Genomic DNA, 20,881 nt, shown 5'->3' with positions numbered 1-20,881 from the left:
GAGACGGGCTTCAAAATGTGACAGATTTTACGGGCTTAAAGCGGCTTGCCGCGGTTGCCATGCTGGCTGACAAAGGCTTGCACGACTTTCAGCTCGTTTGGCAGAACGGTGCAGCGCTCGTTTCGCTCAAACAAATCAGAAAGATGTGCAGGTAGTTCGAGCGCTTTTCCTACACCGGCTTTCTCCACTGCATCCGGGAATTTTACCGGGTGGGCGGTGCCGAGGATCACCATCGGAATGTCCAGGCTGCGTCGGCATTCGCGCGCAGCTTTGACGCCAATGGCGGTGTGCGGATCCAGCACTTCGCCAGTCTGCTCGTAGACTTCGGCGATGGTTTCGCAAGTCTGCGCATCGTCTACGGCCAGCGAGTCGAACAGTTTGCGCGCTTCAGTCCAGCGCTCTTGCTCGACGCTGAAACCACCGCCCTGCTTGAACGTGTCCATCAGGCCGGCGATCGCTGCACCGTTGCGACCGTGCAGGTCGAACAGCAGGCGTTCGAAGTTCGACGAGACCATGATGTCCATCGACGGCGACAGCGTGGCGTGCAGGGTTTCCTTGACGTACTGATTGCCGCTCATGAAGCGGTGCAGGATGTCGTTGCGGTTGGTGGCGACGATCAACTGGTTGATCGGCAGCCCCATGTTGCGGGCCAGGTAGCCGGCGAAGATGTCGCCGAAGTTGCCGGTCGGCACCGAGAACGACACCGAACGTGCCGGGCCGCCCAACTGCAGGGACGCATGGAAGTAGTAGACGATCTGGGCCATGATCCGCGCCCAGTTGATCGAGTTCACCGCGACCAGACGCGTGCCTTTGAGGAAGCTCTGGTCGGCGAAGCTGTTCTTGACCATTTCCTGGCAGTCATCGAAGTTGCCTTCGATGGCGATGTTGTGGATGTTCTCGCCGAAAATCGTGGTCATCTGGCGACGCTGCACTTCGGACACCCGGTTGTGCGGGTGCAGAATGAAGATGTCGACGTTTTCGCAGTGCTTGCAGCCTTCGATGGCAGCCGAACCGGTATCACCTGAAGTAGCGCCGACGATCACTACGCGCTCGCCGCGTTTCTCCAGAACATAGTCGAGCAGACGACCGAGCAATTGCAGGGCGAAGTCCTTGAACGCCAGGGTCGGGCCATGGAACAGCTCCAGCACCCATTCGTTGCCGTTCAGCTGACGCAGCGGCGCCACGGCGCTGTGGGCAAACACACCGTAGGTTTCTTCGAGAATCTTTTTGAAATCCGCATCGGGGATGCTGCCGGTGACGAACGGGCGCATGACGCGGAAAGCCAGCTCGTGATACGGCAGGCCGGCCCAGGAAGCGATTTCTTCCTGGGTGAAACGTGGCAGGTTTTCTGGAACGTACAGACCGCCGTCGGTGGCGAGACCGGCCAGCAGGACGTCTTCGAAATTCAAGGCCGGTGCCTGGCCGCGGGTACTGATGTAACGCATGACGGACTCCAATGGAGAGTGTTCACAACAGCGGCCCCACTGACGGGGCCACTGCAGGACAACGACTTAGTTCAGGTGCTCGACGCGGATCCGTACAACCGGACCATTGACGCCGGCCAGCGCTTCGAGAGCGGCGATGGCATCGTTGATGCGCTGCTCGACCACGCGGTGGGTCAGCAGGATCATCGGCACCAGACCGTCGTGCTCTTCGACTTCCTTCTGCATGATCGACTCGATGTTGATGCCGCGCTCCGAGAGGATGCTCGCCACCTGAGCCAACACGCCCGGATGGTCCTTGGCCTGAATGCGCAGGTAGTACGCGCTTTCGCAGGCTTCGATCGGCAGGATCGGATGGGCCGACAGCGAATCCGGCTGGAAGGCCAGATGCGGCACGCGGTTTTCCGGGTCGGAAGTCATGGCGCGCACCACATCGACCAGGTCAGCGATCACCGACGAAGCGGTTGGCTCCATGCCAGCGCCCGCGCCGTAGAACAGTGTCGAACCGGCAGCGTCACCGTTGACCATCACCGCGTTCATCACGCCGTTGACGTTGGCGATCAGACGATCGGCCGGGATCAACGTCGGGTGCACGCGCAACTCGATGCCGGCGGCAGTGCTGCGAGCGACACCGAGGTGCTTGATGCGGTAACCCAGCGCTTCGGCGTAGTTGACGTCAGCAGTGGTCAGTTTGGTGATGCCTTCGGTGTAAGCCTTGTCGAATTGCAACGGAATGCCGAACGCGATCGAGGCCAGAATCGTCAGCTTGTGCGCCGCGTCGATGCCTTCAACGTCGAAGGTCGGATCGGCTTCGGCGTAACCCAGTGCCTGGGCTTCGGCCAGCACGTCTTCGAAGGTACGGCCCTTCTCGCGCATTTCGGTGAGGATGAAGTTACCGGTGCCGTTGATGATCCCGGCGACCCAGTTGATGCGGTTGGCGGACAGTCCTTCACGGATCGCCTTGATCACCGGAATGCCACCGGCCACGGCCGCTTCGAATGCGACGATCACGCCTTTCTCGCGAGCCTTGGCGAAAATTTCATTACCGTGAACGGCAATCAGAGCCTTGTTCGCGGTGACCACATGCTTGCCATTCTCGATGGCCTTGAGTACCAGCTCGCGGGCAACGGTGTAGCCGCCCATCAGCTCTATGACGATGTCGATCTCAGGGTTCGTGGCCACTTCGAAGACATCGTTGGTAATCGCAATACCGGTCGTCTGGAACTGAGGCTTTGGCGTGCGCATGGCAATTTGTGCCACTTCGATTCCACGCCCGGCACGACGAGCAATTTCCTCGGCGTTGCGCTGAAGTACGTTGAAGGTACCGCCACCGACGGTCCCTAACCCACAGATGCCTACTTTGACCGGATTCACTGTGAACTCCCCATAAAACGGCCGACGCGGGGTCGGCCGGAAAACAACCGCGTGCTCGCGGCTCTCTATTAATGGCCCGGCGATGTGGCTGCCTGACCATGATCGTCACGGCTGACCGTGACGATGCGAATTTACTTCGCGCCCAGCGCCAGTTTGGCGACTTGTGGCGCAGGCTGGTAGCCCGGAATCACTTGTCCGTCAGCCAAAACGATGGCCGGTGTACCGTTCACGCCGATCGACTGACCAAGGGCGAACTGCTTGGAAACCGGGTTATCGCATTTGGCGGCCTTGATTTCCTTGCCATCGACCATTTTGTCCATGGCAGCTTTCTTGTCTTTCGAGCACCACACGGCTTGCAGTTGCTCGTCACCCGGCGAGTTCAGACCCTGGCGCGGGAACGCTACGTAACGCACCTCGATGCCGCGCTTGTTCAGCTCAGGCACTTCGGCGTGCAGCTTGTGGCAGTACGGGCAGGTGGTGTCGGTGAACACGGTGATGTGCGATTTGGTTTCGCCCACGGCCGGGTAGACCACGGTTTCGGCAACCGGGATGGCATTGACCAGTTTGGAGATGCCCAGGCGTTCGGTCTTCTCGGTCAGGTTGACCGGTTTGCCGTCCTTGAGCTGGAACAGGTAGCCCTGAACGATGTACTGGCCATCCGCGCTGGCGTAGAGCACGCGGCTGCCTTTGAGTTTGACTTCGTACATGCCTGGCAACGGGCTGGCATTGATGCTTTCTACTGGAACCTCGAGCTCGAGTTTTTCCAGGCTTTGACGAATGGCTTTGTCGGCCGCGTCATCGGCGACGGCAAAGGTGCTGACCAACGCAATGGCTGCGGCGGCGAAAATCTGGGTCAGACGCATGAGAACTCCTGAAGGCGGACAAATGGAACGATCAGAACGCCCGTGCCGGAACACCGGGTCATAACCGTCCATCGTGCAAACCGGCAAAGCCTAACACATAAGGCCACGGTGGCCGAATGCGCCTGTCGCCATAGATCACACCGCTTTATGTACGAGCTGCCGAAGGCTGCGATCTTTTGATCTTGCTTTTGATTTCAAGAAAAACAACATCAAAAGATCGCAGCCTTCGGCAGCTCCTACAGACAATCGTGTTTTCAGCCGCGCGGGTGGTGTTTGGCGTGCAGGTCCTGCAAGCGGGCGCGGGCGACGTGGGTGTAGATCTGCGTGGTGGAAAGGTCGCTGTGGCCGAGCAGCATCTGCACCACGCGCAAATCCGCGCCGTGATTGAGCAGGTGCGTGGCAAACGCGTGACGCAAGGTGTGCGGCGACAGCGATTTGCCGATCCCGGCAACCTTGGCCTGGTGCTTGATCCGGTGCCAAAAGGTCTGGCGAGTCATCTGCTCGCCGCGCTGACTGGGGAACAGTACATCGCTGGGCCGACCACCAAGCAGTTCACCTCGACCGTCACGCATGTAACGTTCGACCCAGACAATCGCCTCCTCGCCCATCGGCACCAGCCGCTCCTTGCTGCCCTTGCCCATCACCCGCAACACACCCTGACGCAGGTTGACCTGTTCCAGTGTCAGGCTGACCAGTTCGGTCACGCGCAGGCCACAGGCATACAGCACCTCAAGCATGGCGCGATCACGCTGACCGATGGCTTCGCTCAGATCCGGCGCTTTGAGCAGCGCCTCGACATCGGCTTCCGACAGGGATTTTGGCAGTGGCCTACCGAGTTGTGGCATGTCGACGCGCAAGGTCGGGTCGACGCTGATCAGCTTTTCCCGCAGCAGATAGCGATAAAAGCCACGCACCCCGGAGAGGAATCTGGCAGTGGAGCGTGGTTTGTAGTTCTGCTCCAAACGCCAGGACAAGTGATCAAGGATCAACTCGCGGCCAGCATTGATCAGCTCCAGGTTTTTCTCCTGCAACCAGCCGTTGAACAGCGCCAGATCGCTGCGATAAGCGCCGCGGGTGTTATCGGACAGGCCTTTCTCCAGCCATAGAGCGTCAAGGAATTGGTCAATCAGCGGATGGTCGATGGCAGGCATGGGCGCTCAAGTCACACAGCCTCAAAGACCGTGCGCAAATGTGGAGTGAACTGTAGGAATGGGCGCTAGTCTTTCATAGCCCGCTAATTCAAGGAACAGGGAGCATCAATGAACGAGCAGCAAATTCTCTTGGCGTTTGGCGGGATTGGCGCGGCGGCACTGGGTTGCCAATGGCTGGCCTGGCGCCTGAAGTTGCCAGCGATCCTGTTTCTGTTGCTGACCGGCATTCTGGTCGGCCCGGTGCTGGGCTGGCTGGATCCGCAGGAAATGTTTGGCCCACTGCTGATGCCGCTGGTGTCACTGGCGGTGGCGCTGATTCTGTTCGAAGGCAGCCTCACGCTGCACCTCTCGGAGTGGAAGGAGATCGGCAGCGTCGTCCATCGCCTGGTAACCATCGGTGCGATCTCGACCTGGATCGTCATCGCGGTCGCCACGCATTTCCTGCTCGGCTTCGACTGGATGCTGGCCATTCTGTTCGGCAGCCTGACGCTGGTCACCGGTCCGACGGTGATCGTGCCGATGCTGCGTGTGGTGCGACCGAAAGCCTCGATCGCCAACATTCTGCGCTGGGAAGGCATCGTCATCGACCCGATCGGTGCCCTGCTCGCCGTGGTGGTTTACAGCTTCATCATTGCCAGCGCCGAAGGCCATGGTCTCAAGCAGAGCTTGTTCACCTTTGGCGGCGTGATTCTCTGCGGCGCTGTGTTCGGCATTCTCGGTGGCTGGCTGCTCGGCACGGTGATCCGCCGGCAGTGGTTGCCGGAGTATCTGCACAACCTAGCCTCGCTGGCGGCGGTGCTGGGGATTTTCATTGCCTCCAACGAGGTGATGCACGAGTCCGGCCTGCTGGCGGTGACGCTGATGGGCATGTGGCTGGCCAACATGAAGGGCGTGGATGTGCGGCATATCCTGCACTTCAAGGAAAACCTCAGCGTGCTGCTGATTTCCGGGCTGTTCATTTTGCTGGCGGCGCGGCTGGATGTGTACGCGCTGATCGGTCTGGGGCCGCTGGTTTTGATTCTGCTGCTGGTGATTCAGTTGATCGCCCGGCCGCTGAACGTGTTGCTCAGCACTGCCGGTTCGAGCCTGAGCTGGCGTGAGCGTGCGCTGCTGTGCTGGATCGCTCCACGCGGGATCGTCGCAGCGGCGGTCTCGGCAATTTTTGCGATTCGCCTGCATGAGGCCGGACACGAGGGCGCATTGCTGCTGGTGCCGCTGACGTTTGCGGTGATCATCGGCACTGTTGTGCTGCAAAGCGCCACGGCACGCCCGTTGGCGCGACTGCTGAAGGTCGCGGAGCCCGCGCCGAGCGGATTCCTGATCGTCGGCGCCAACGGCCCGGCACGGGAGCTGGGCAAGTCGCTGCAGCAACTGGGCAGCCGCGTGCTGCTGACCGATTCGAGCTGGGAGAATATTCGTGCGGCGCGGATGGAAGGTTTGCCGACATACTTCGGCAATCCGGCCTCGCAGCATGCGGATGCGCATCTGGATCTGGTCGGGCTGGGGCATTTGCTGGCGCTGTCGCCGTCGGGTGAACTCAATACCTTGGCGGCGATGCGGTTCCGTCATGACTTTGGGCATCAGCGTTTGTTTGGCTTGGCGAGTGGTCAGGAAAGCCGTCGCAGCGACAAGCACCGGGCGAGTCTTGAGCATCGTGGCAATCAGTTGGGCAGCGAGGCGTTTACCTACGCGAAACTGGCCAGCCAGATGGGCCAGGGTGCAGAGTTGTACAGCACGACGCTGACAGATGGATTTGGCTGGGAGGATTACCGCGCACTGCATGGCAATCGCGCCACGTTGTTGTTTATGCGCGATGACAGTGGCTGGGTGCATGTGGTGACGCCGGAGACGGCGGTGAAACCGGGATCCGGGTGGACGTTGTTGGCACTGGTTCAGCCTGAGGCCAGCGGCGCCTGAGCTGACGCCTTCGCGAGCAGGCTCGCTCCCACAGGTTCTGTGCCGGACACAAATGTTGTGTTCACCCCGATCACTGTGGGAGCGAGCCTGCTCGCGAATGGCGCGACTGGGTATCAGATCAAGCCGCAAAGCTTGGCAGCACTGGCACCGGCCGCTTGTCATCATCAATGGCAACAAAGCTGAACTGCCCATGAATCGCCTTCTCGCGGCCATCGCAGCTCATGCTCTCGACAAACACTTCCACCTCGACCTTGAGGCTGGTGTTGCCGACTTTGATTACCTTTCCGACCAGTTCAACGATGGAGCCGGCCGGGATCGCATGATTGAAGTCGATGCGGTCGGTGGACACGGTCACCAGCGGCAACCGGCAGAAGCGCGTGGCGGTGATGAACGACACTTCGTCCATCCATGCCAGCGCAGTGCCGCCGAACAGGGTGTTGTGGTGGTTGGTGGTCGGCGGAAAGACGGCTTTGGTCACGCGGGTTACCGAGAGTTCGGTGCGGCGTTGGATTTCCTGGTCGCGGGGGGTCATGTCGGACAGCTCGTAAACAGTGGATCGCGGATCGAAAGCAAGGTCAAAAGATCGTCTGATCGCAGCCCGAGCCTTCGGCAGCTCCTACAAAGGGGGGAATTTCGGGCAACAAAAAAGCAGCCCGTAGGCTGCTTTTTTCTGCATCGGAAGCTGGACTTAAGCCAGTTTTTCCTTGATGCGAGCTGCTTTACCCGACAGGTCGCGCAGGTAGTACAGCTTGGCTTTACGTACGTCACCGCGACGTTTAACAGCCATGCTGTCGATCTGCGGGGAGTAGGTCTGGAAAGTACGTTCTACGCCAACACCGTTGGAGATTTTACGAACGGTGAACGCACTGTTCACGCCGCGGTTACGCTTGGCGATTACAACGCCTTCGAACGCTTGCAGACGGGAACGATCGCCTTCCTTCACTTTCACCTGAACGACAATAGTGTCGCCTGGGGCGAAGGTAGGGATTTCTTTGGTCATCTGCTCTGCTTCGAGTGCAAGGATGATTTTGTTGGTCATGCTGTGCTCCTAAGGTAAATCGTTCGATCTACCATCGATACGTTGTTAACTATCGTCCCGCTCGCGGATGTATTCCTCGAGCAGCTTCTTCTCTTCTCCAGAAAGCGAGCGGCTTTCCAGAAGATCGGCGCGTCGTTCAAAGGTCCTACCAAGGGACTGCTGTAAACGCCAACGCCGGATATGCGCGTGATTGCCACTCAGCAACACGTCGGGAACACGCTGATCCGCATACACCTCAGGTCGGGTGTAGTGCGGGCAATCCAGCAGACCATCCGTAAAGGAATCTTCCTCGGCGGAATCCGCATGCCCTAAAGCTCCAGGCAGCAGTCGTGTAACCGCATCGATCAGGACCATGGCCGGCAGCTCGCCGCCAGACAGTACATAGTCGCCAATCGACCACTCTTCATCGACATGAGCTTCAATAAAACGCTCGTCAATGCCTTCATAGCGGCCGGCAATCAGGATCAATGCATCCGATTGTGCCAGTTCGCGTACCGCCGACTGAGTCAGTTGACGGCCTTGGGGGGACAGGTAAATCACCTTCGCCGCCTCCCCGGCTGCTGCCTTGGCCTGAACCAGAGCATCTTCCAGGGGCTTGATCTTCATCACCATGCCCGGACCACCGCCAAACGGGCGATCGTCCACAGTGTGATGCCGATCCGTCGTGTAATCTCGCGGATTCCAACAGGTCAGCTGCAACAGCCCCTGTTTGACCGCACGACTGGTGATGCCGTAGTCGCCGATGGCGGAAAACATCTCGGGAAACAAACTGATCACTTCTACGCGCAAATTAGCCACGTTTAGAAGTCCGCGTCCCAATCCACCTTCATCTCGCCCGCTGCCAGGTCGATGGCCAACACGCATTGCTCCGTATAGGGCAACAGGCGTTCGCGATCATCCAGGCTGCCAGCGCAAGGCTTGACGACCATTACATCATTGGCGCCGGTTTCCAGAAGATGATCGATTTTCCCGAGCAATTGCCCAAGGGTGTCGATGACCTTCAGACCTTCCAGCTGGTACCAGTAGTACTCGCCTTCGGTCAATTCAGCGAACAGATTGCGCGGCACGCAGATCTCGTAACCGGCCAGAAGACGAGCTTCTTCACGATCATCAAGACCCTTGAGCTTTGCGACCAGGAACTTGTCGCTCCCGCGTCCACTGACCAGCTCGACCTGTTTGACATTGCCTTCGCGCTTGAGCGTCCAGGTTTTGTACTGCAACAGGTTTTCAGTCGGATCAGTAAAGGAATAAACCTTCACTTCGCCGCGAACGCCATGAACAGAATAAATTTTGCCAATAACGATCAAATCATCGGCAACAGCAGGCGTCGCGTTCATATTGCTCAGGCCGCAGCCTTTGCAGATTCCTTCAGCAACTGAGCAACACGCTCAGAAGGCTGTGCACCAACGCTCAGCCAGTAGGCTACGCGCTCTTGGTTCACGGACAGACGGGTTTCCTGACCACGGGCAACAGGGTTGAAGAAGCCAACCTGTTCTTTGTGGGAGCCGTCACGCGGGTTACGCGAGTCGGTTACGGTCAGGTGGTAAAACGGGCGCTTTTTGGAGCCGCCAAGGGCAAGACGGATTGTTAGCATGTGAACATCGTTCCTGTAGTCGGTGCTGCAAATCTAAATGCACAGCGGGCATGGGTGCCCGAAAGGCCGCATATTCTAAGGAATATCCGGACTTTTGCAAATGACTTTTTCCGGCGCCTATGGCATGCCGTGCAGATCTGCATATAGAGCCGTCGATGAAAACGGCCGGTCAGCTCCCGCCGAGTGCGGGTTTGCTGTTGATCCTGCGTCCTTGCAGGGTCTGCGCCGGTGCGACGACCGGCGAAGTCTTAGTGTCCTGCCTCACCCGTTTCGCTCGCTTTTGGCGAGCAGAATGGGTGAGACGGGACACCTTACATTTTCGGCATGCCGCCGCCGGGCAACATTCCGCCCATGCCGCGCATCATTTTCGCCATTCCACCTTTGGCGGTGAATTTCTTCATCATCTTCTGCATCTGCTTGTGTTGCTTGATCAAGCGACCAATGTCCTGCACTTGAGTGCCGGAACCCATGGCGATACGACGTTTGCGCGAACCGCTGATCAGCTCAGGGTCACGGCGCTCGGCCGGGGTCATGGAATTGATGATGGCTTCCATCTGTTTGAATTGTTTCTCTGCGGCGTTCTGGGCGTTGCCCATTTGCGACAGATTGACGCCGCCGATGCTCGGCAGTTTGTCCATGAGCCCGCCGAGGCCGCCCATGTTCTTCATCTGTTGCAGCTGATCGCGGAAGTCTTCGAGGTCGAAGCCCTTGCCCTTCTTCAGCTTCTTGGCCAGTTTGTCGGCCTTGTCTTTATCGAGGGTCGCTTCAGCCTGTTCGATCAGGCTGAGCACGTCGCCCATGCCGAGAATGCGCGAGGCGATACGCTCAGGGTGGAACGGATCGAGCGCTTCGCTCTTCTCACCCATACCGATGAACTTGATCGGCTTGCCGGTGATCGCGCGAACCGACAGCGCGGCACCGCCACGGGCGTCGCCGTCGACCTTGGTCAGGATCACACCGGTCAGCGGCAGCGCATCACCGAAGGCCTTGGCCGTGTTGGCAGCGTCCTGGCCGGTCATGGCATCGACCACGAACAGGGTTTCGACCGGGTTGATCGCGGCGTGCAGCGCCTTGATCTCGCCCATCATCTCTTCGTCGATGTGCAGACGACCGGCGGTGTCGACGATGACCACGTCGATGAACTTCAGTTTTGCTTCTTTAATAGCTGCGGTGGCGATGTCGACCGGCTTCTGGTTCAGGTCGGACGGGAAGAACGTCACGCCGATGTCGTTGGCCAGGGTTTCCAGCTGTTTAATAGCAGCCGGACGATAAACGTCCGCCGACACAACCATGACCGACTTTTTCTTGCGCTCTTTAAGGAAGCGCGCAAGTTTGCCGGCGGTAGTGGTTTTACCGGCGCCCTGCAGACCGGCCATCAGAATCACGGCTGGCGGTACGGCGCTCAGATTCAAATCTTCGTTGGCCGCGCCCATCAGGCTTTCGAGTTCAGCCTGGACGATCTTCACGAATGCCTGGCCCGGCGTCAGGCTGCGCGACACCTCGGTGCCGACAGCGCGCTCCTTGACCGAATTGACGAAGTCCTTGACCACCGGCAGGGCGACGTCGGCTTCGAGCAACGCCATGCGCACTTCACGCAGGGTGTCTTTGATGTTGTCCTCGGTCAGCTTCGCCTTGCCGGTGACATGGCGCAGCGTCTGCGAGAGACGGTCGGTTAAGTTTTCAAACATTGCGCGATCCTTTCAGGCCCTGTGTAGACCGGGATAATGGCGGCCCAGACCGGAATCAACATGTGCTCGGCGAGCCTGCGGCGTGGGCAGGTCGCGGATTATAGCGAAGACTGCGGCTGGCGGACACCTCGCTGTCAGCTTCCTGAGTCTTTCGTGCAATGGCGGTTCTATGCCAAACTCAGCCCCTTTCGGGCTTGCCTAACAGGATTTATGCTCCCCTTGTCACCGAGTTTGCTGACCACCCTCGCCGCCGCCCTTCTATATGCCGCTGCGACCCTTTATCAGAGCACCCGTCTGGCCACCGGCGCCAAGGCGAACAAGCGCCTGCTGGTTAGCCTCGGCGCTCTCGCCGTGGTGGCCCACGCCGCCAGCCTGCTCACCCACTTGCTGACACCCATCGGTCTGGGCCTGGACTTCTTCAGCGCATCCAGCCTGATCGCGGCGGCGGTGATCGCCCTGACCCTGATCGCCTGCTCGCGCATTCCGGTGGAAAACCTGCTGGTGCTGCTGTTCCCGCTGGGCGCAATCACCGTGCTGCTGGCGCAGTTCGCGCCCACCGGCACCGTGCAGATCATTGATGAAGAGCCGGGCATCCTTGCGCACATTCTGTTGTCGATCCTCGCCTACGGCATGTTCACCATCGCGGTGTTCCAGGCCCTGCTGCTATTGGTGCAAGACCACCAGCTCAAGCACAAGCACCCGTCCGGGCTGATCAAGAACTTCCCGCCGCTGCAAACCATGGAAAGCCTGCTGTTCGGTTTCCTCTGGGCCGGCTGGACGCTGCTGTCGCTGTCGCTGATTTCCGGCTGGCTGTTCGTCGAGAACCTGTTCGCCCAGCATCTGGTACACAAGACCCTGCTGGCCTGCTTGGCCTGGATCGTGTTCAGCGTGCTGCTGTGGGGCCGTAATCGTCTCGGCTGGCGCGGTCACAAGGCTATTCGCTGGACCCTCGCCGGTTTCTGCCTGCTGATGTTGGCGTATTTCGGCAGCAAACTGGTTCGTGAATACATCCTGCACATCTGACGGGCGGCATAAATGGACGGTTTGCCCATAGGGCCGATGCTCGCGGTATTTGTCCTGCTGATTTTATGGTCAGGGCTGTTTACCGCCGTCGAAATCGCGCAGCAGCACCTGCTCGCGCAACGCACTGCCTCGCGCGCCAGCGATAAACCACTGGCAAAGCTGAGCTTTCCGCTCGACAGCCTGATTCTCTGCAATACCCTTTGCCGTGCCCTCGCCGTGATCATCGCGACGCTGCTGGCGATCTTCCTCTGCGAGGAAAATGGCCCATGGGCTGCGTGCCTCGGTGCCGGCGCAATTCTGCTGGTGTTTGCTGATTACTTCCCGCGTACCGTCGCCCAGCGTTATCCCGATGCCGTGCTGGCGTTCGGCAATACATTGCTGGCGGTGCCGCTGAAGATTGTTTATCCGTTTGCCTGGTTGCTCAGCCGCATCAGTGGCCTGCTGATGCACCCGTTTGTGCGCAAGGCTCAAGTCGTACAGCAAAGCGAAGATGACTCACCTGCTGACCGTTACGACGATCCGGAGCACCCGGTTCACGCGCACCCGGTTTCGGGTATTCATGCGCTGGACAACATCACGGTCAATGACATTCTGGTGCCGCGCAGTGACGTCGACGGCATCAACCTCGACGACTCGATCGAAGAAATCATCGAACAACTGCGCCATAACAAACGCACACGCCTGCCGGTGTTCCATAGCGACATCAATCAGGTTGAAGCGGTACTCAATACCCGGCAGATCCGACATTTGCTGAACAATGGCGATCTGACCCGCGAAGCGCTCCTGGCGGCGAGTTACGAGCCTTACTTCGTGCCGGAAAGCACACCACTGCAACTGCAGTTGCTGAATTTTCACAAGCAGCAGCGCCGACTGGGCATGGTGGTCGACGAGTACGGCGAAGTGCTCGGCATCGTGACGCTGGAAGACATTCTCGAAGAAATTGTCGGCGAGTTTGAAAGCGAGCACAGCCTGGATAATCCGCATATTCATCCGCAGGGCGATGGCCGCATGGTCATTGACGGTGCCGCGTCGATCCGCGAATTGAACAAGTGTTTGGGCTGGCATTTGCCGAGCGATGGTCCGAAAACGCTGAATGGTCTGGTGACTGAAGCGTTGGAGACGATTCCGGAAAGTGCCGTTTGCTTGAAGATCGGGCGTTATCGGCTGGAGATTCTCGAGACCGAGGAGAACCGGGTGAGCAAGGTGCTGATTTGGCATACCTCTTCAGTGCCAGCCTTGGTGCCTGCCCGATAAATCAAAAGATCGCAGCCTGCGGCAGCTCCTACAGGGGAACGCATTTCAAATGTAGGAGCTGCCGCAGGCTGCGATCTTTTTGCTCTTGTTTGATTGTTAGCCTCCTTCCTATAATCGAAACGCTTACCCAAGCCCCGCCGAACCTTGTGCTTACCCCGCACCCAACAGGTTTCGGCCATTTCTGTTGTACTCCGGCGACTGTTCCTACCTGAAACAGCGACCGCACCTCATCCCACATCCCTGGGTGTTCGACCATAATAATTCGCTCCAACGGAGCTCATGACTGTCAGGGATCACCGCATGACGACCAGTACCGCTTATAGCGACACCGCGCCTGCCCAACCGACGAATTCCGCCACCCGCGTGGCGACGGCGAGTTTTATCGGCACCGCGATCGAGTTCTACGACTTCTATGTTTACGCCACTGCGGCTGCTCTGGTGATCGGGCCGGTGTTCTTTCCGCAGACGTCGGGCACGGCGCAGATGCTATCGGCGTTTCTTACCTTTGGTATCGCATTTCTGGCGCGACCGCTGGGCTCGGCGTTGTTCGGCCATTTTGGTGACCGTATCGGGCGCAAATCGACGCTGGTCGCATCCTTACTGTTGATGGGCGTGTGCACGACACTGATTGGCGTGCTGCCGGGTTACGCCACCATCGGGGCCTGGGCGCCGATTCTGTTATGTGTGCTGCGCTTCGGTCAGGGCTTGGGATTGGGTGGCGAATGGGGCGGTGCCGCCCTGCTCGCCACGGAAAACGCGCCGAAAGGCAAACGTGCCTGGTTTGGCATGTTCCCGCAGCTCGGCCCTTCGATTGGTTTTCTTGCGGCCAATGGTTTATTCCTGACGCTGGCCATGACCCTCGATGACGAGCAGTTTCGCAGTTGGGGCTGGCGGATTCCGTTTCTGCTCAGTGCCGCGCTGGTGATGGTTGGCCTGTACGTGCGCCTTAAACTTCACGAAACCCCGGTGTTCGCCAACGCCATCGCCCGTCAGGAGCGGGTGAAAGTGCCGCTGGTCGAGCTGTTCAGCCAGTATTGGGCGCCAACCCTGCTGGGCGCGGCGGCCATGGTGGTGTGTTATGCGCTGTTCTATATCTCGACGGTGTTTTCCCTGAGCTACGGGGTTTCCACGCTCGGCTACAGCCGCGAAACGTTCCTTGGCCTGCTGTGTTTTGCCGTGCTGTTCATGGCCGCCGCCACGCCGCTGTCGGCTTGGGCGAGCGACCGTTATGGGCGCAAACCGGTGCTGATCATCGGTGGGGTGCTGGCGGTTCTTTCCGGTTTTCTGATGGAGCCGTTGCTGACTCAGGGTTCGACCTGGGGCGTGGCACTGTTCTTGTGCATCGAATTGTTCTTGATGGGCGTGACGTTTGCGCCGATGGGAGCGCTGTTGCCTGAGCTGTTTCCGACCCATGTGCGTTATACCGGCGCTTCGGCGGCGTATAACCTGGGCGGCATTGTCGGAGCCTCGGCGGCGCCGTTCTTTGCGCAGAAACTGGTGGCGATGGGTGGTTTGAGTTATGTCGGCGGGTATGTGTCAGCGGCGGCGGTGCTGAGTTTGATTGCGGTGCTGTGTCTGAAGGAAACGCGTGGAAACGATCTGAATCAGGTTGCCTGACAGAAAATCAAAAGCTTCGCGAGCAAGCTCGCTCCCACAGGGTTTTGGGGTTGGTCACAGATTCTGTGTTCACCCAATCCCATGTGGGAGCGAGCTTGCTCGCGAATGTCGCGACTCGGTTTACAGCTCTACAACAACAGCCTGAGCAGCACGGGTCGCCTTGGCACGCGCAGCCTCGATCGACTCATCCCGCGCCAGCGCCACGCCCATGCGGCGCTGACCATTCACTTCCGGCTTGCCAAACAGACGCAGCGCCGTGTCCGGCTCGCTCAACGCAGCACCCAGATTGGCGAAAGCGGTCTGAGTCGACTGCCCTTCCACCAGAATCACCGCCGAAGCCGATGGCCCAAACTGACGGATAAGCGGTACCGGCAGGCCCAGAATTGCGCGAGCGTGCAAGGCGAACTGCGACAGATCCTGCGAAATCAGCGTCACCAGACCGGTGTCATGCGGGCGCGGCGAGACTTCGCTGAACCACACCTGATCACCTTTGATGAACAGCTCAACGCCGAACAGACCACGGCCACCCAACGCTTCAGTCACCGCTTTGGCAACGCGCTCGGATTCAGCCAGAGCAATCGGGCTCATGGCCTGAGGCTGCCAGGATTCCTGATAATCGCCCTTCTCCTGACGGTGACCGACCGGCGCGCAGAACGTGGTGCCGCCAATGTGGCGCACGGTCAGCAGGGTGATTTCGTAGTCGAAATCGATGAAGCCTTCGATGATCACCCGCCCCTTGCCGGCGCGACCGCCCTCTTGGGCGTAATCCCAGGCTTTCTGCACGTCATCAGTGCTGCGCAGCAGGCTCTGGCCTTTGCCCGACGAGCTCATCACCGGTTTGACGACGCATGGGAAACCCAGGTCCTCAACGGCTTTGCTGTAGTCCTCGAAGGTGTCGGCGAAGTGGTACGGCGAGGTCGGCAGATCCAGCTCTTCAGCGGCCAGACGACGGATGCCTTCACGGTTCATGGTCAGTTGCGCTGCGCGTGCGGTCGGGATCACAGTGAAGCCTTCGGCTTCCAGTTCGACCAGGGTAGCAGTGGCGATCGCTTCGATTTCCGGCACGATGAAGTGCGGCTTTTCAGCTTCGATCACCGCACGCAGGGCCGCGCCGTCGAGCATGTTGATCACGTGGCTGCGATGGGCGACTTGCATGGCCGGCGCGTTGGCGTAGCGGTCGACGGCAATCACTTCAACGCCCAAGCGTTGCAGCTCGATCACCACTTCCTTGCCCAACTCACCACAGCCACACAGCAATACGCGGGTCGCGGTTGGCGACAATGGAGTTCCGATACGGGTCATCTCAGGTCCTCAAAGAAGCGGATCATCGAGGAAAGCAGCGCCTGACGCGCTTTCCATGGGGAGAAAGCGCGGCATTTTACATGAACCTGAGGCTTTGGCTTCAGCCGGCGACGGCCTGTTTGCGATCGCGCCAGGCCATGATCAGCCACACAGCCGTCACGCCAGCGAACTTGGAGGCCAGCGCGGTGATGATCACCGGCGGCGTCAGCAAGTCGATCATGCCGAAGAAGATGAAGGTATCGAGAGGAATGCTCAGCGCCGAACTGATCCACAAGCGGTCGCGCAATGGGCGCTTGGTGATGCTGAACACCAGCCAGTCGATGCACTCGGAGACCGCGAACGCCGTGGCACTGGCCAGCGCGATGGAGGGATCAGAGGTGACGTAGGACAGCACCAGCGCCGCCAGCATCGCGACAATCGCGCCGTGGCCGAAGCGGGTTTGCACCATATCGCGCAGCACGAACACCAGGCCGCCCCAAGCCGACCAGATGATGTCCAGGTGTGGCGCGCTGGAGAAGGCGAAGTTGATCAGCACGACGCTGCTGATGTAGGCGATGAGGAAAATCATGGCGGGCGACCTGGCAGATTGGCGCACAGGTTACTGGACCCGCAGATCAAGAGCCACCCCCTCACCCCAGCCCTCTCCTCCAAGGGGGGCGAGGGGGAAGGGAGCAGATCTTCGTTGAATCGAATCCCGAGTTCGACTCGAGAACGCAGGCCGGTATGGACCGAACAATCAACCCGGTCAGTCCCTTCCCCTTCGGACGAGGGGAAAGGGAGCAGATCGGGGGCTTTTCAAATCCTGAGTTCGACGCGGTATTTTCAGGTCGGCGTGACTCGTCCAAACAGCCCGGTCAGTCCCCTCTCCCCCTGGGAGAGGGTTAGGGTGAGGGCTCTTTCAAGTTGATCACGACTTCGAAGGGATCATCCACACCAACCCACTCGCCTTAGCCCGCTCATGACACAACCCCAACACCACCCGGCGCTCGTCATTGCTCATGCGGCCCCACCGCGTGATCTCCTCGACCGTACGTTGACAGCCCGTGCAGATGTCGTCCTCATCCAGCGCACAAATATTCACGCATGGCGAGGCTACAGGTCTTTCGGACGTGTTCATTCTTCCTGCTCAACCAGATCGCGCGCATAACGCTGCGAGTTATGCACATAGTGGGCGGCGCTGGCTTCAAGCATCTTCTTCTGCGGCTCCGTCAGCTCACGCACAACCTTGCCCGGCGAGCCCATTACCAGCGAACCATCCGGAATCTCTTTGCCTTCACCGATCAGAGAATTGGCGCCGATGATGCAGTTCTTGCCGATCTTCGCGCCGTTGAGAATCACCGCGTTGATGCCGATCAGGCTGTAATCGCCGACGGTGCAGCCATGCAGCATCGCATTGTGGCCGATGGTCACGCCGGTGCCGATGGTCAGTGGATAGCCCATGTCGGTGTGCATCACCGTGCCGTCCTGGACGTTGCTGTTTTTGCCGATCAGGATCAGTTCGTTATCGCCACGCAGCACGGCGTTGAACCAGACGTTGGCGCCCTCTTCCAGTTTGACCTTGCCCACCAGCACGGCATTGGGGGCGACCCAGCTCTGTGGATGGGTCTCGACACGGGCGTCGCCCAGGCGGTATTTCATCTTGTTTTCCTCAGGGCTCACGGTGAATGGCCGCTCGAACGACGGCTTCAGGTGTTGATAAAGCTTTTCGGCGGCTCATGCAGACTGATTTTCGCGTCATAGAGCAGGTTGATCAACTCGACGATCATGATCGCCGTAAGGCCCCAGATCTTGTATTCACCAAATCGATAACTCGGCACGTACCAACTGCGTCCCTGATAGTCGATGCGATGGGTATGCTCGCGAGGGTCTTTGCGGAAGAATTCCAACGGAACGCTGAAGACGGCAGCGATCTCGGCATCGTTGGCGCGGTATTCGACAAAATCGGGGATGACGCCCACATAAGGCGTGACCTTGATGCCGTGCAGGGAAATCAGTGGGCTGAGCGGGCCGATGACTTCGACCAGTCCGGGCGGCAAACCGATTTCTTCTTCCGCTTCGCGCAGCGCCGTGAAGATCAGATCCGGATCTTCCGGATCGCGGCGACCACCGGGGAACGCCACTTCACCGCCGTGGGTCGAGAGCCCGCTGGCGCGCAGGGTCAGCACCAGTTCCGGCTCATCACTGCGGGTGATCGGCACCAAAACGGCGGCCTCGGGGAAACGTGTGTCGGTCTCCAGCGTGCGCGGTGTGTGGTTGCTTACCCTATGCAGTAGCTCGTCCAGCATGAGTGTTCTCGATCTGTGCCTTACCCTGCATCATGCACCAATCAATGCAGCCGCCCAAGCCCCCGAATCTCGCCATGTCGCGAAACGACAACTTGCCGACCGACACCGCTGCACGCCAAGATAGGCGCAGCATTCAGGAAGCCCAGCATGAAATTTTGCAGCCACTGCGGTAACCCGGTCACCCAGCGCATTCCCGAAGGCGATTCGCGGCTGCGATTTGTCTGTGACAGCTGTCAGACCATTCACTATCAGAATCCCAATATCGTCGCCGGCTGCGTGCCGACCTGGGGCACCAAAGTGTTGCTCTGCCGTCGCGCCATCGAGCCTCGCCTCGGTTACTGGACGTTGCCCGCCGGTTTCATGGAGAACGGCGAGACCATCGAGCAGGCCGCCGTGCGCGAGACTGCCGAGGAAGCCTGCGCCCGGGTGCGCAATTTGAGCATCTATACATTGATCGACGTGCCGCACATCAGTCAGGTGCACGTGTTCTTTCGTGCCGAGCTGGTCGATCTGGATTTTGCCGCCGGCCCCGAGAGCCTCGAAGTGCAACTATTCGACGAAGCCGACATTCCGTGGGACGAGCTGGCTTTCCGCACGGTGGGGCGTACCTTAGAATGCTTCTTTGCTGATCGGCGCGTCGAGACGTATCCAGTGCGTTCGGAATCGATTCCGCCGCTTGCGCAGCCTGCCATCACTTGATTTCGTCGCCGGCCAGCCGATAACCCGAGCACGTCTGCACAACACCTATAAATCATGTATCTGCGTCATTCCTGGGGAATCGTTTCAATGCGCTGGTTGCTTGCCCTGTTCTGCCTGTCGTTCGTTACCGTCTCCCAAGCGTCATTCGTGACCACCGTGGGGCCTGCGAATACCCCGCTCATCGAAAAAGTCCTGGTGCTCAAGTCAGCGCATCAATTGCAACTGATCGCCGATGGCAAGCCGCTGAAAACCTATCGTATCTCTTTGGGCAAAGGCGCGAAAAAAGGTCCGAAACTGATCGAAGGCGACAAACGCACACCGGAAGGTTTCTATTGGATCGACTGGCGCAAGACCAGCGACAAATTCAATCTGTCGATGCACATTTCCTACCCGAACATCAGCGATTCGGCCCGCGCCCGGCGTGAAGGCGTTGAGCCCGGCGGCATGATCATGATCCACGGCACGCCGGATTCGGAAGAAACCCCGGAAGACCTGTTCCACACCCTGGACTGGACTGATGGCTGCGTCGCCATGCGCAACGTTGATATGCGCGAAGTGTGGAATCTGGTGCCGGACGGCACGATGGTCGAAATCCGCCCTTAATCCCTGACCATTGGTCACCTGCAAAAAATAAATTAAAAGATCGCAGCCTGCGGCAGCTCCTACAGAGGTGATACCACTCTCAACTGTAGGAGCTGCCGCAGGCTGCGATCTTTTGCTTTTTATAGGCCGACACTAATACCACTTGAAACCACACCCCCTTAAACCCGCCATCCTACTGGGCCAAAGCCCATTTCAGCGCGTTGACATGGTATTCAAGTGGTATTAATTTCCGCCCCACAAGCGAGCCACAACAATCCTATACTCGCGTCGGAAATGACCTACATGAACGACCTCCACGCCCTACGTCCCGATGACTCCCAGCCGACGCCGCTGTATCTGCAACTGGCGCGGAATCTGGAAGCGGCGATTCATGCCGGGCAGTGGAAGTCCGAGCAGGCCATGCCGTCCGAGCGCAATCTCAGTGAAATGCTCGGTATCTCCCGGGTCACCGCACGCAAGGCGCTGGAAGTTCTCCTCGATCAAGGCCTGATCCGCCGTTTGCAAGGTTCCGGCACCTTCATCACCCCACGCCTCGAACAGCCGCTGTCGCGCCTCTCCGGTTTCAGCGAAATGCTCCGCCTTAAGGGCTTTGTACCCAGCTCGCAATGGCTGGAACGTGAAATCACTCTACCGACTCACGAAGAACTGATTCGCCTGAGCCTGTCGCCGAACGACAAGGTCGCGCGCATGAAGCGTCTGCGCAAAGCCGATGACACCGTTATGGCCATCGAAATGAGCACCCTGCCCGCCTCGATCATGCCCAAGCCTCAGCTGGTCGGTGATTCGCTCTACGAATACCTCGACGGCATCGGCAAACCGATCGTCCGCGCCTTGCAGCACATCCAGGCAATCAACGCCTCGGACGAGTTCGCCGCGCTGGTCGGTATCGCCCCCGGCACCGCCATGTTGCTGATGACCCGGGTCGGCTATCTGGAAGACAACACGCCGATCGAAGTCACCGACACCTATTGCCGCAACGACTACTACGACTTTGTTGCAGAGCTTCGCCGCTGATCAGCAGCAAGCCAAA

22 protein-coding genes are annotated in these 20,881 nt (G+C 59.2%); 7 read left to right on the top strand and 15 right to left on the bottom strand.

Annotation, left to right across the window (positions count from 1 at the left end):
• Window positions 1–35: 35 nt before the first annotated feature.
• From thrC to xerD, 4 genes are all read right to left on the bottom strand, one after another.
• Entirely contained in the window at window positions 36–1,445 is a 1,410-nt protein-coding gene (gene thrC / locus F8N44_RS10065; RefSeq protein WP_150650195.1) for a threonine synthase, read from the bottom strand.
• Window positions 1,446–1,511: 66 nt separating this feature from the next.
• Window positions 1,512–2,816, bottom strand: a complete 1,305-nt coding sequence (locus F8N44_RS10060; protein WP_007908972.1) for a homoserine dehydrogenase — start codon at window positions 2,814–2,816, stop codon at window positions 1,512–1,514.
• Between the two features lie 131 nt (window positions 2,817–2,947).
• Window positions 2,948–3,679 (bottom strand): bifunctional protein-disulfide isomerase/oxidoreductase DsbC, encoded by a 732-nt coding sequence (gene dsbC, locus F8N44_RS10055; protein ID WP_102900588.1) that lies wholly within the window; start codon window positions 3,677–3,679, stop codon window positions 2,948–2,950.
• Between the two features lie 254 nt (window positions 3,680–3,933).
• The gene (gene xerD, locus F8N44_RS10050; RefSeq protein WP_102900589.1) at window positions 3,934–4,830 is read right to left on the bottom strand and encodes a site-specific tyrosine recombinase XerD; all 897 of its coding nucleotides are present in this window, start codon (window positions 4,828–4,830) and stop codon (window positions 3,934–3,936) included.
• Window positions 4,831–4,938: 108 nt separating this feature from the next.
• On the opposite strand from xerD, the gene F8N44_RS10045 reads away from it, so the two are divergent.
• Window positions 4,939–6,747 carry a cation:proton antiporter gene (locus F8N44_RS10045; RefSeq protein ID WP_150650194.1) on the top strand — a complete coding sequence of 603 codons (1,809 nt, stop codon included), beginning with the start codon at window positions 4,939–4,941 and terminating at the stop codon, window positions 6,745–6,747.
• Window positions 6,748–6,865: 118 nt separating this feature from the next.
• On the opposite strand, the gene F8N44_RS10040 is transcribed toward F8N44_RS10045, so the two are convergent.
• From F8N44_RS10040 to ffh, 6 genes are all read right to left on the bottom strand, one after another.
• Window positions 6,866–7,279, bottom strand: a complete 414-nt coding sequence (locus F8N44_RS10040) for an acyl-CoA thioesterase (RefSeq protein ID WP_150650193.1) — start codon at window positions 7,277–7,279, stop codon at window positions 6,866–6,868.
• 156 nt (window positions 7,280–7,435) lie between these two features.
• Complete coding sequence (gene rplS, locus F8N44_RS10035) at window positions 7,436–7,786, bottom strand: 50S ribosomal protein L19 (RefSeq protein ID WP_003175895.1); 351 nt, start codon at window positions 7,784–7,786, stop codon at window positions 7,436–7,438.
• A 45-nt stretch (window positions 7,787–7,831) separates the two neighbouring features.
• A complete protein-coding gene (gene trmD, locus F8N44_RS10030) occupies window positions 7,832–8,584 on the bottom strand; it encodes a tRNA (guanosine(37)-N1)-methyltransferase TrmD (RefSeq protein ID WP_008081628.1) in 753 nt (250 codons plus the stop codon).
• Window positions 8,585–8,586: 2 nt separating this feature from the next.
• Entirely contained in the window at window positions 8,587–9,123 is a 537-nt protein-coding gene (gene rimM, locus F8N44_RS10025) for a ribosome maturation factor RimM (RefSeq protein WP_150650192.1), read from the bottom strand.
• Window positions 9,124–9,128: 5 nt separating this feature from the next.
• Window positions 9,129–9,380: a 30S ribosomal protein S16 gene (gene rpsP, locus F8N44_RS10020; RefSeq protein WP_016986371.1), complete on the bottom strand. Its 252-nt coding sequence runs from the start codon at window positions 9,378–9,380 to the stop codon at window positions 9,129–9,131.
• Between the two features lie 311 nt (window positions 9,381–9,691).
• On the bottom strand, window positions 9,692–11,068 hold the full coding sequence (gene ffh, locus F8N44_RS10015; RefSeq protein ID WP_150650191.1) for a signal recognition particle protein: 1,377 nt from the start codon (window positions 11,066–11,068) through the stop codon (window positions 9,692–9,694).
• Between the two features lie 210 nt (window positions 11,069–11,278).
• Between ffh and F8N44_RS10010 the strand changes: the two genes are divergently transcribed.
• From F8N44_RS10010 to F8N44_RS09995, 3 genes are all read left to right on the top strand, one after another.
• Complete coding sequence (locus F8N44_RS10010) at window positions 11,279–12,091, top strand: inner membrane protein YpjD (RefSeq protein ID WP_034154823.1); 813 nt, start codon at window positions 11,279–11,281, stop codon at window positions 12,089–12,091.
• 12 nt (window positions 12,092–12,103) lie between these two features.
• Window positions 12,104–13,345 (top strand): transporter associated domain-containing protein, encoded by a 1,242-nt coding sequence (locus F8N44_RS10005; protein WP_150650190.1) that lies wholly within the window; start codon window positions 12,104–12,106, stop codon window positions 13,343–13,345.
• 300 nt (window positions 13,346–13,645) lie between these two features.
• A complete protein-coding gene (locus F8N44_RS09995; protein ID WP_150650188.1) occupies window positions 13,646–14,962 on the top strand; it encodes an MFS transporter in 1,317 nt (438 codons plus the stop codon).
• A 120-nt stretch (window positions 14,963–15,082) separates the two neighbouring features.
• Here F8N44_RS09995 and purT read toward each other — a convergent pair whose 3' ends face one another.
• From purT to F8N44_RS09970, 5 genes are all read right to left on the bottom strand, one after another.
• Complete coding sequence (gene purT, locus F8N44_RS09990; RefSeq protein WP_007908992.1) at window positions 15,083–16,264, bottom strand: formate-dependent phosphoribosylglycinamide formyltransferase; 1,182 nt, start codon at window positions 16,262–16,264, stop codon at window positions 15,083–15,085.
• 100 nt (window positions 16,265–16,364) lie between these two features.
• A complete protein-coding gene (locus F8N44_RS09985) occupies window positions 16,365–16,832 on the bottom strand; it encodes a preQ0 transporter (RefSeq protein ID WP_150650187.1) in 468 nt (155 codons plus the stop codon).
• 339 nt (window positions 16,833–17,171) lie between these two features.
• The gene (locus F8N44_RS09980) at window positions 17,172–17,381 is read right to left on the bottom strand and encodes a DUF1289 domain-containing protein (RefSeq protein WP_150650186.1); all 210 of its coding nucleotides are present in this window, start codon (window positions 17,379–17,381) and stop codon (window positions 17,172–17,174) included.
• Window positions 17,378–17,902 carry a gamma carbonic anhydrase family protein gene (locus tag F8N44_RS09975; RefSeq protein WP_007954617.1) on the bottom strand — a complete coding sequence of 175 codons (525 nt, stop codon included), beginning with the start codon at window positions 17,900–17,902 and terminating at the stop codon, window positions 17,378–17,380. Before F8N44_RS09975 ends, F8N44_RS09980 begins: the two co-directional genes overlap by 4 nt.
• Window positions 17,903–17,949: 47 nt before the next feature.
• Entirely contained in the window at window positions 17,950–18,549 is a 600-nt protein-coding gene (locus F8N44_RS09970; RefSeq protein WP_034154815.1) for a CoA pyrophosphatase, read from the bottom strand.
• Window positions 18,550–18,696: 147 nt separating this feature from the next.
• On the opposite strand from F8N44_RS09970, the gene F8N44_RS09965 reads away from it, so the two are divergent.
• The 3 genes from F8N44_RS09965 to F8N44_RS09955 all read left to right on the top strand — a co-directional run bounded on the left by F8N44_RS09965 (window position 18,697) and on the right by F8N44_RS09955 (window position 20,865).
• Window positions 18,697–19,248, top strand: coding sequence for an NUDIX hydrolase (locus F8N44_RS09965; protein ID WP_127925948.1), 552 nt, complete (start codon window positions 18,697–18,699; stop codon window positions 19,246–19,248).
• 87 nt (window positions 19,249–19,335) lie between these two features.
• Window positions 19,336–19,851, top strand: a complete 516-nt coding sequence (locus F8N44_RS09960) for a L,D-transpeptidase family protein (protein WP_150650185.1) — start codon at window positions 19,336–19,338, stop codon at window positions 19,849–19,851.
• Window positions 19,852–20,133: 282 nt separating this feature from the next.
• Window positions 20,134–20,865, top strand: a complete 732-nt coding sequence (locus F8N44_RS09955) for a GntR family transcriptional regulator (RefSeq protein ID WP_129389579.1) — start codon at window positions 20,134–20,136, stop codon at window positions 20,863–20,865.
• Window positions 20,866–20,881: the final 16 nt, after the last annotated feature.

The sequence above is a fragment of the Pseudomonas fluorescens genome, assembly GCF_902497745.1.
Classification (GTDB): domain Bacteria; phylum Pseudomonadota; class Gammaproteobacteria; order Pseudomonadales; family Pseudomonadaceae; genus Aquipseudomonas; species Aquipseudomonas fluorescens_BM.
Note: the sequence above shows the minus strand (reverse complement) of the source record. Positions and strands in the feature narration are given on the sequence as shown.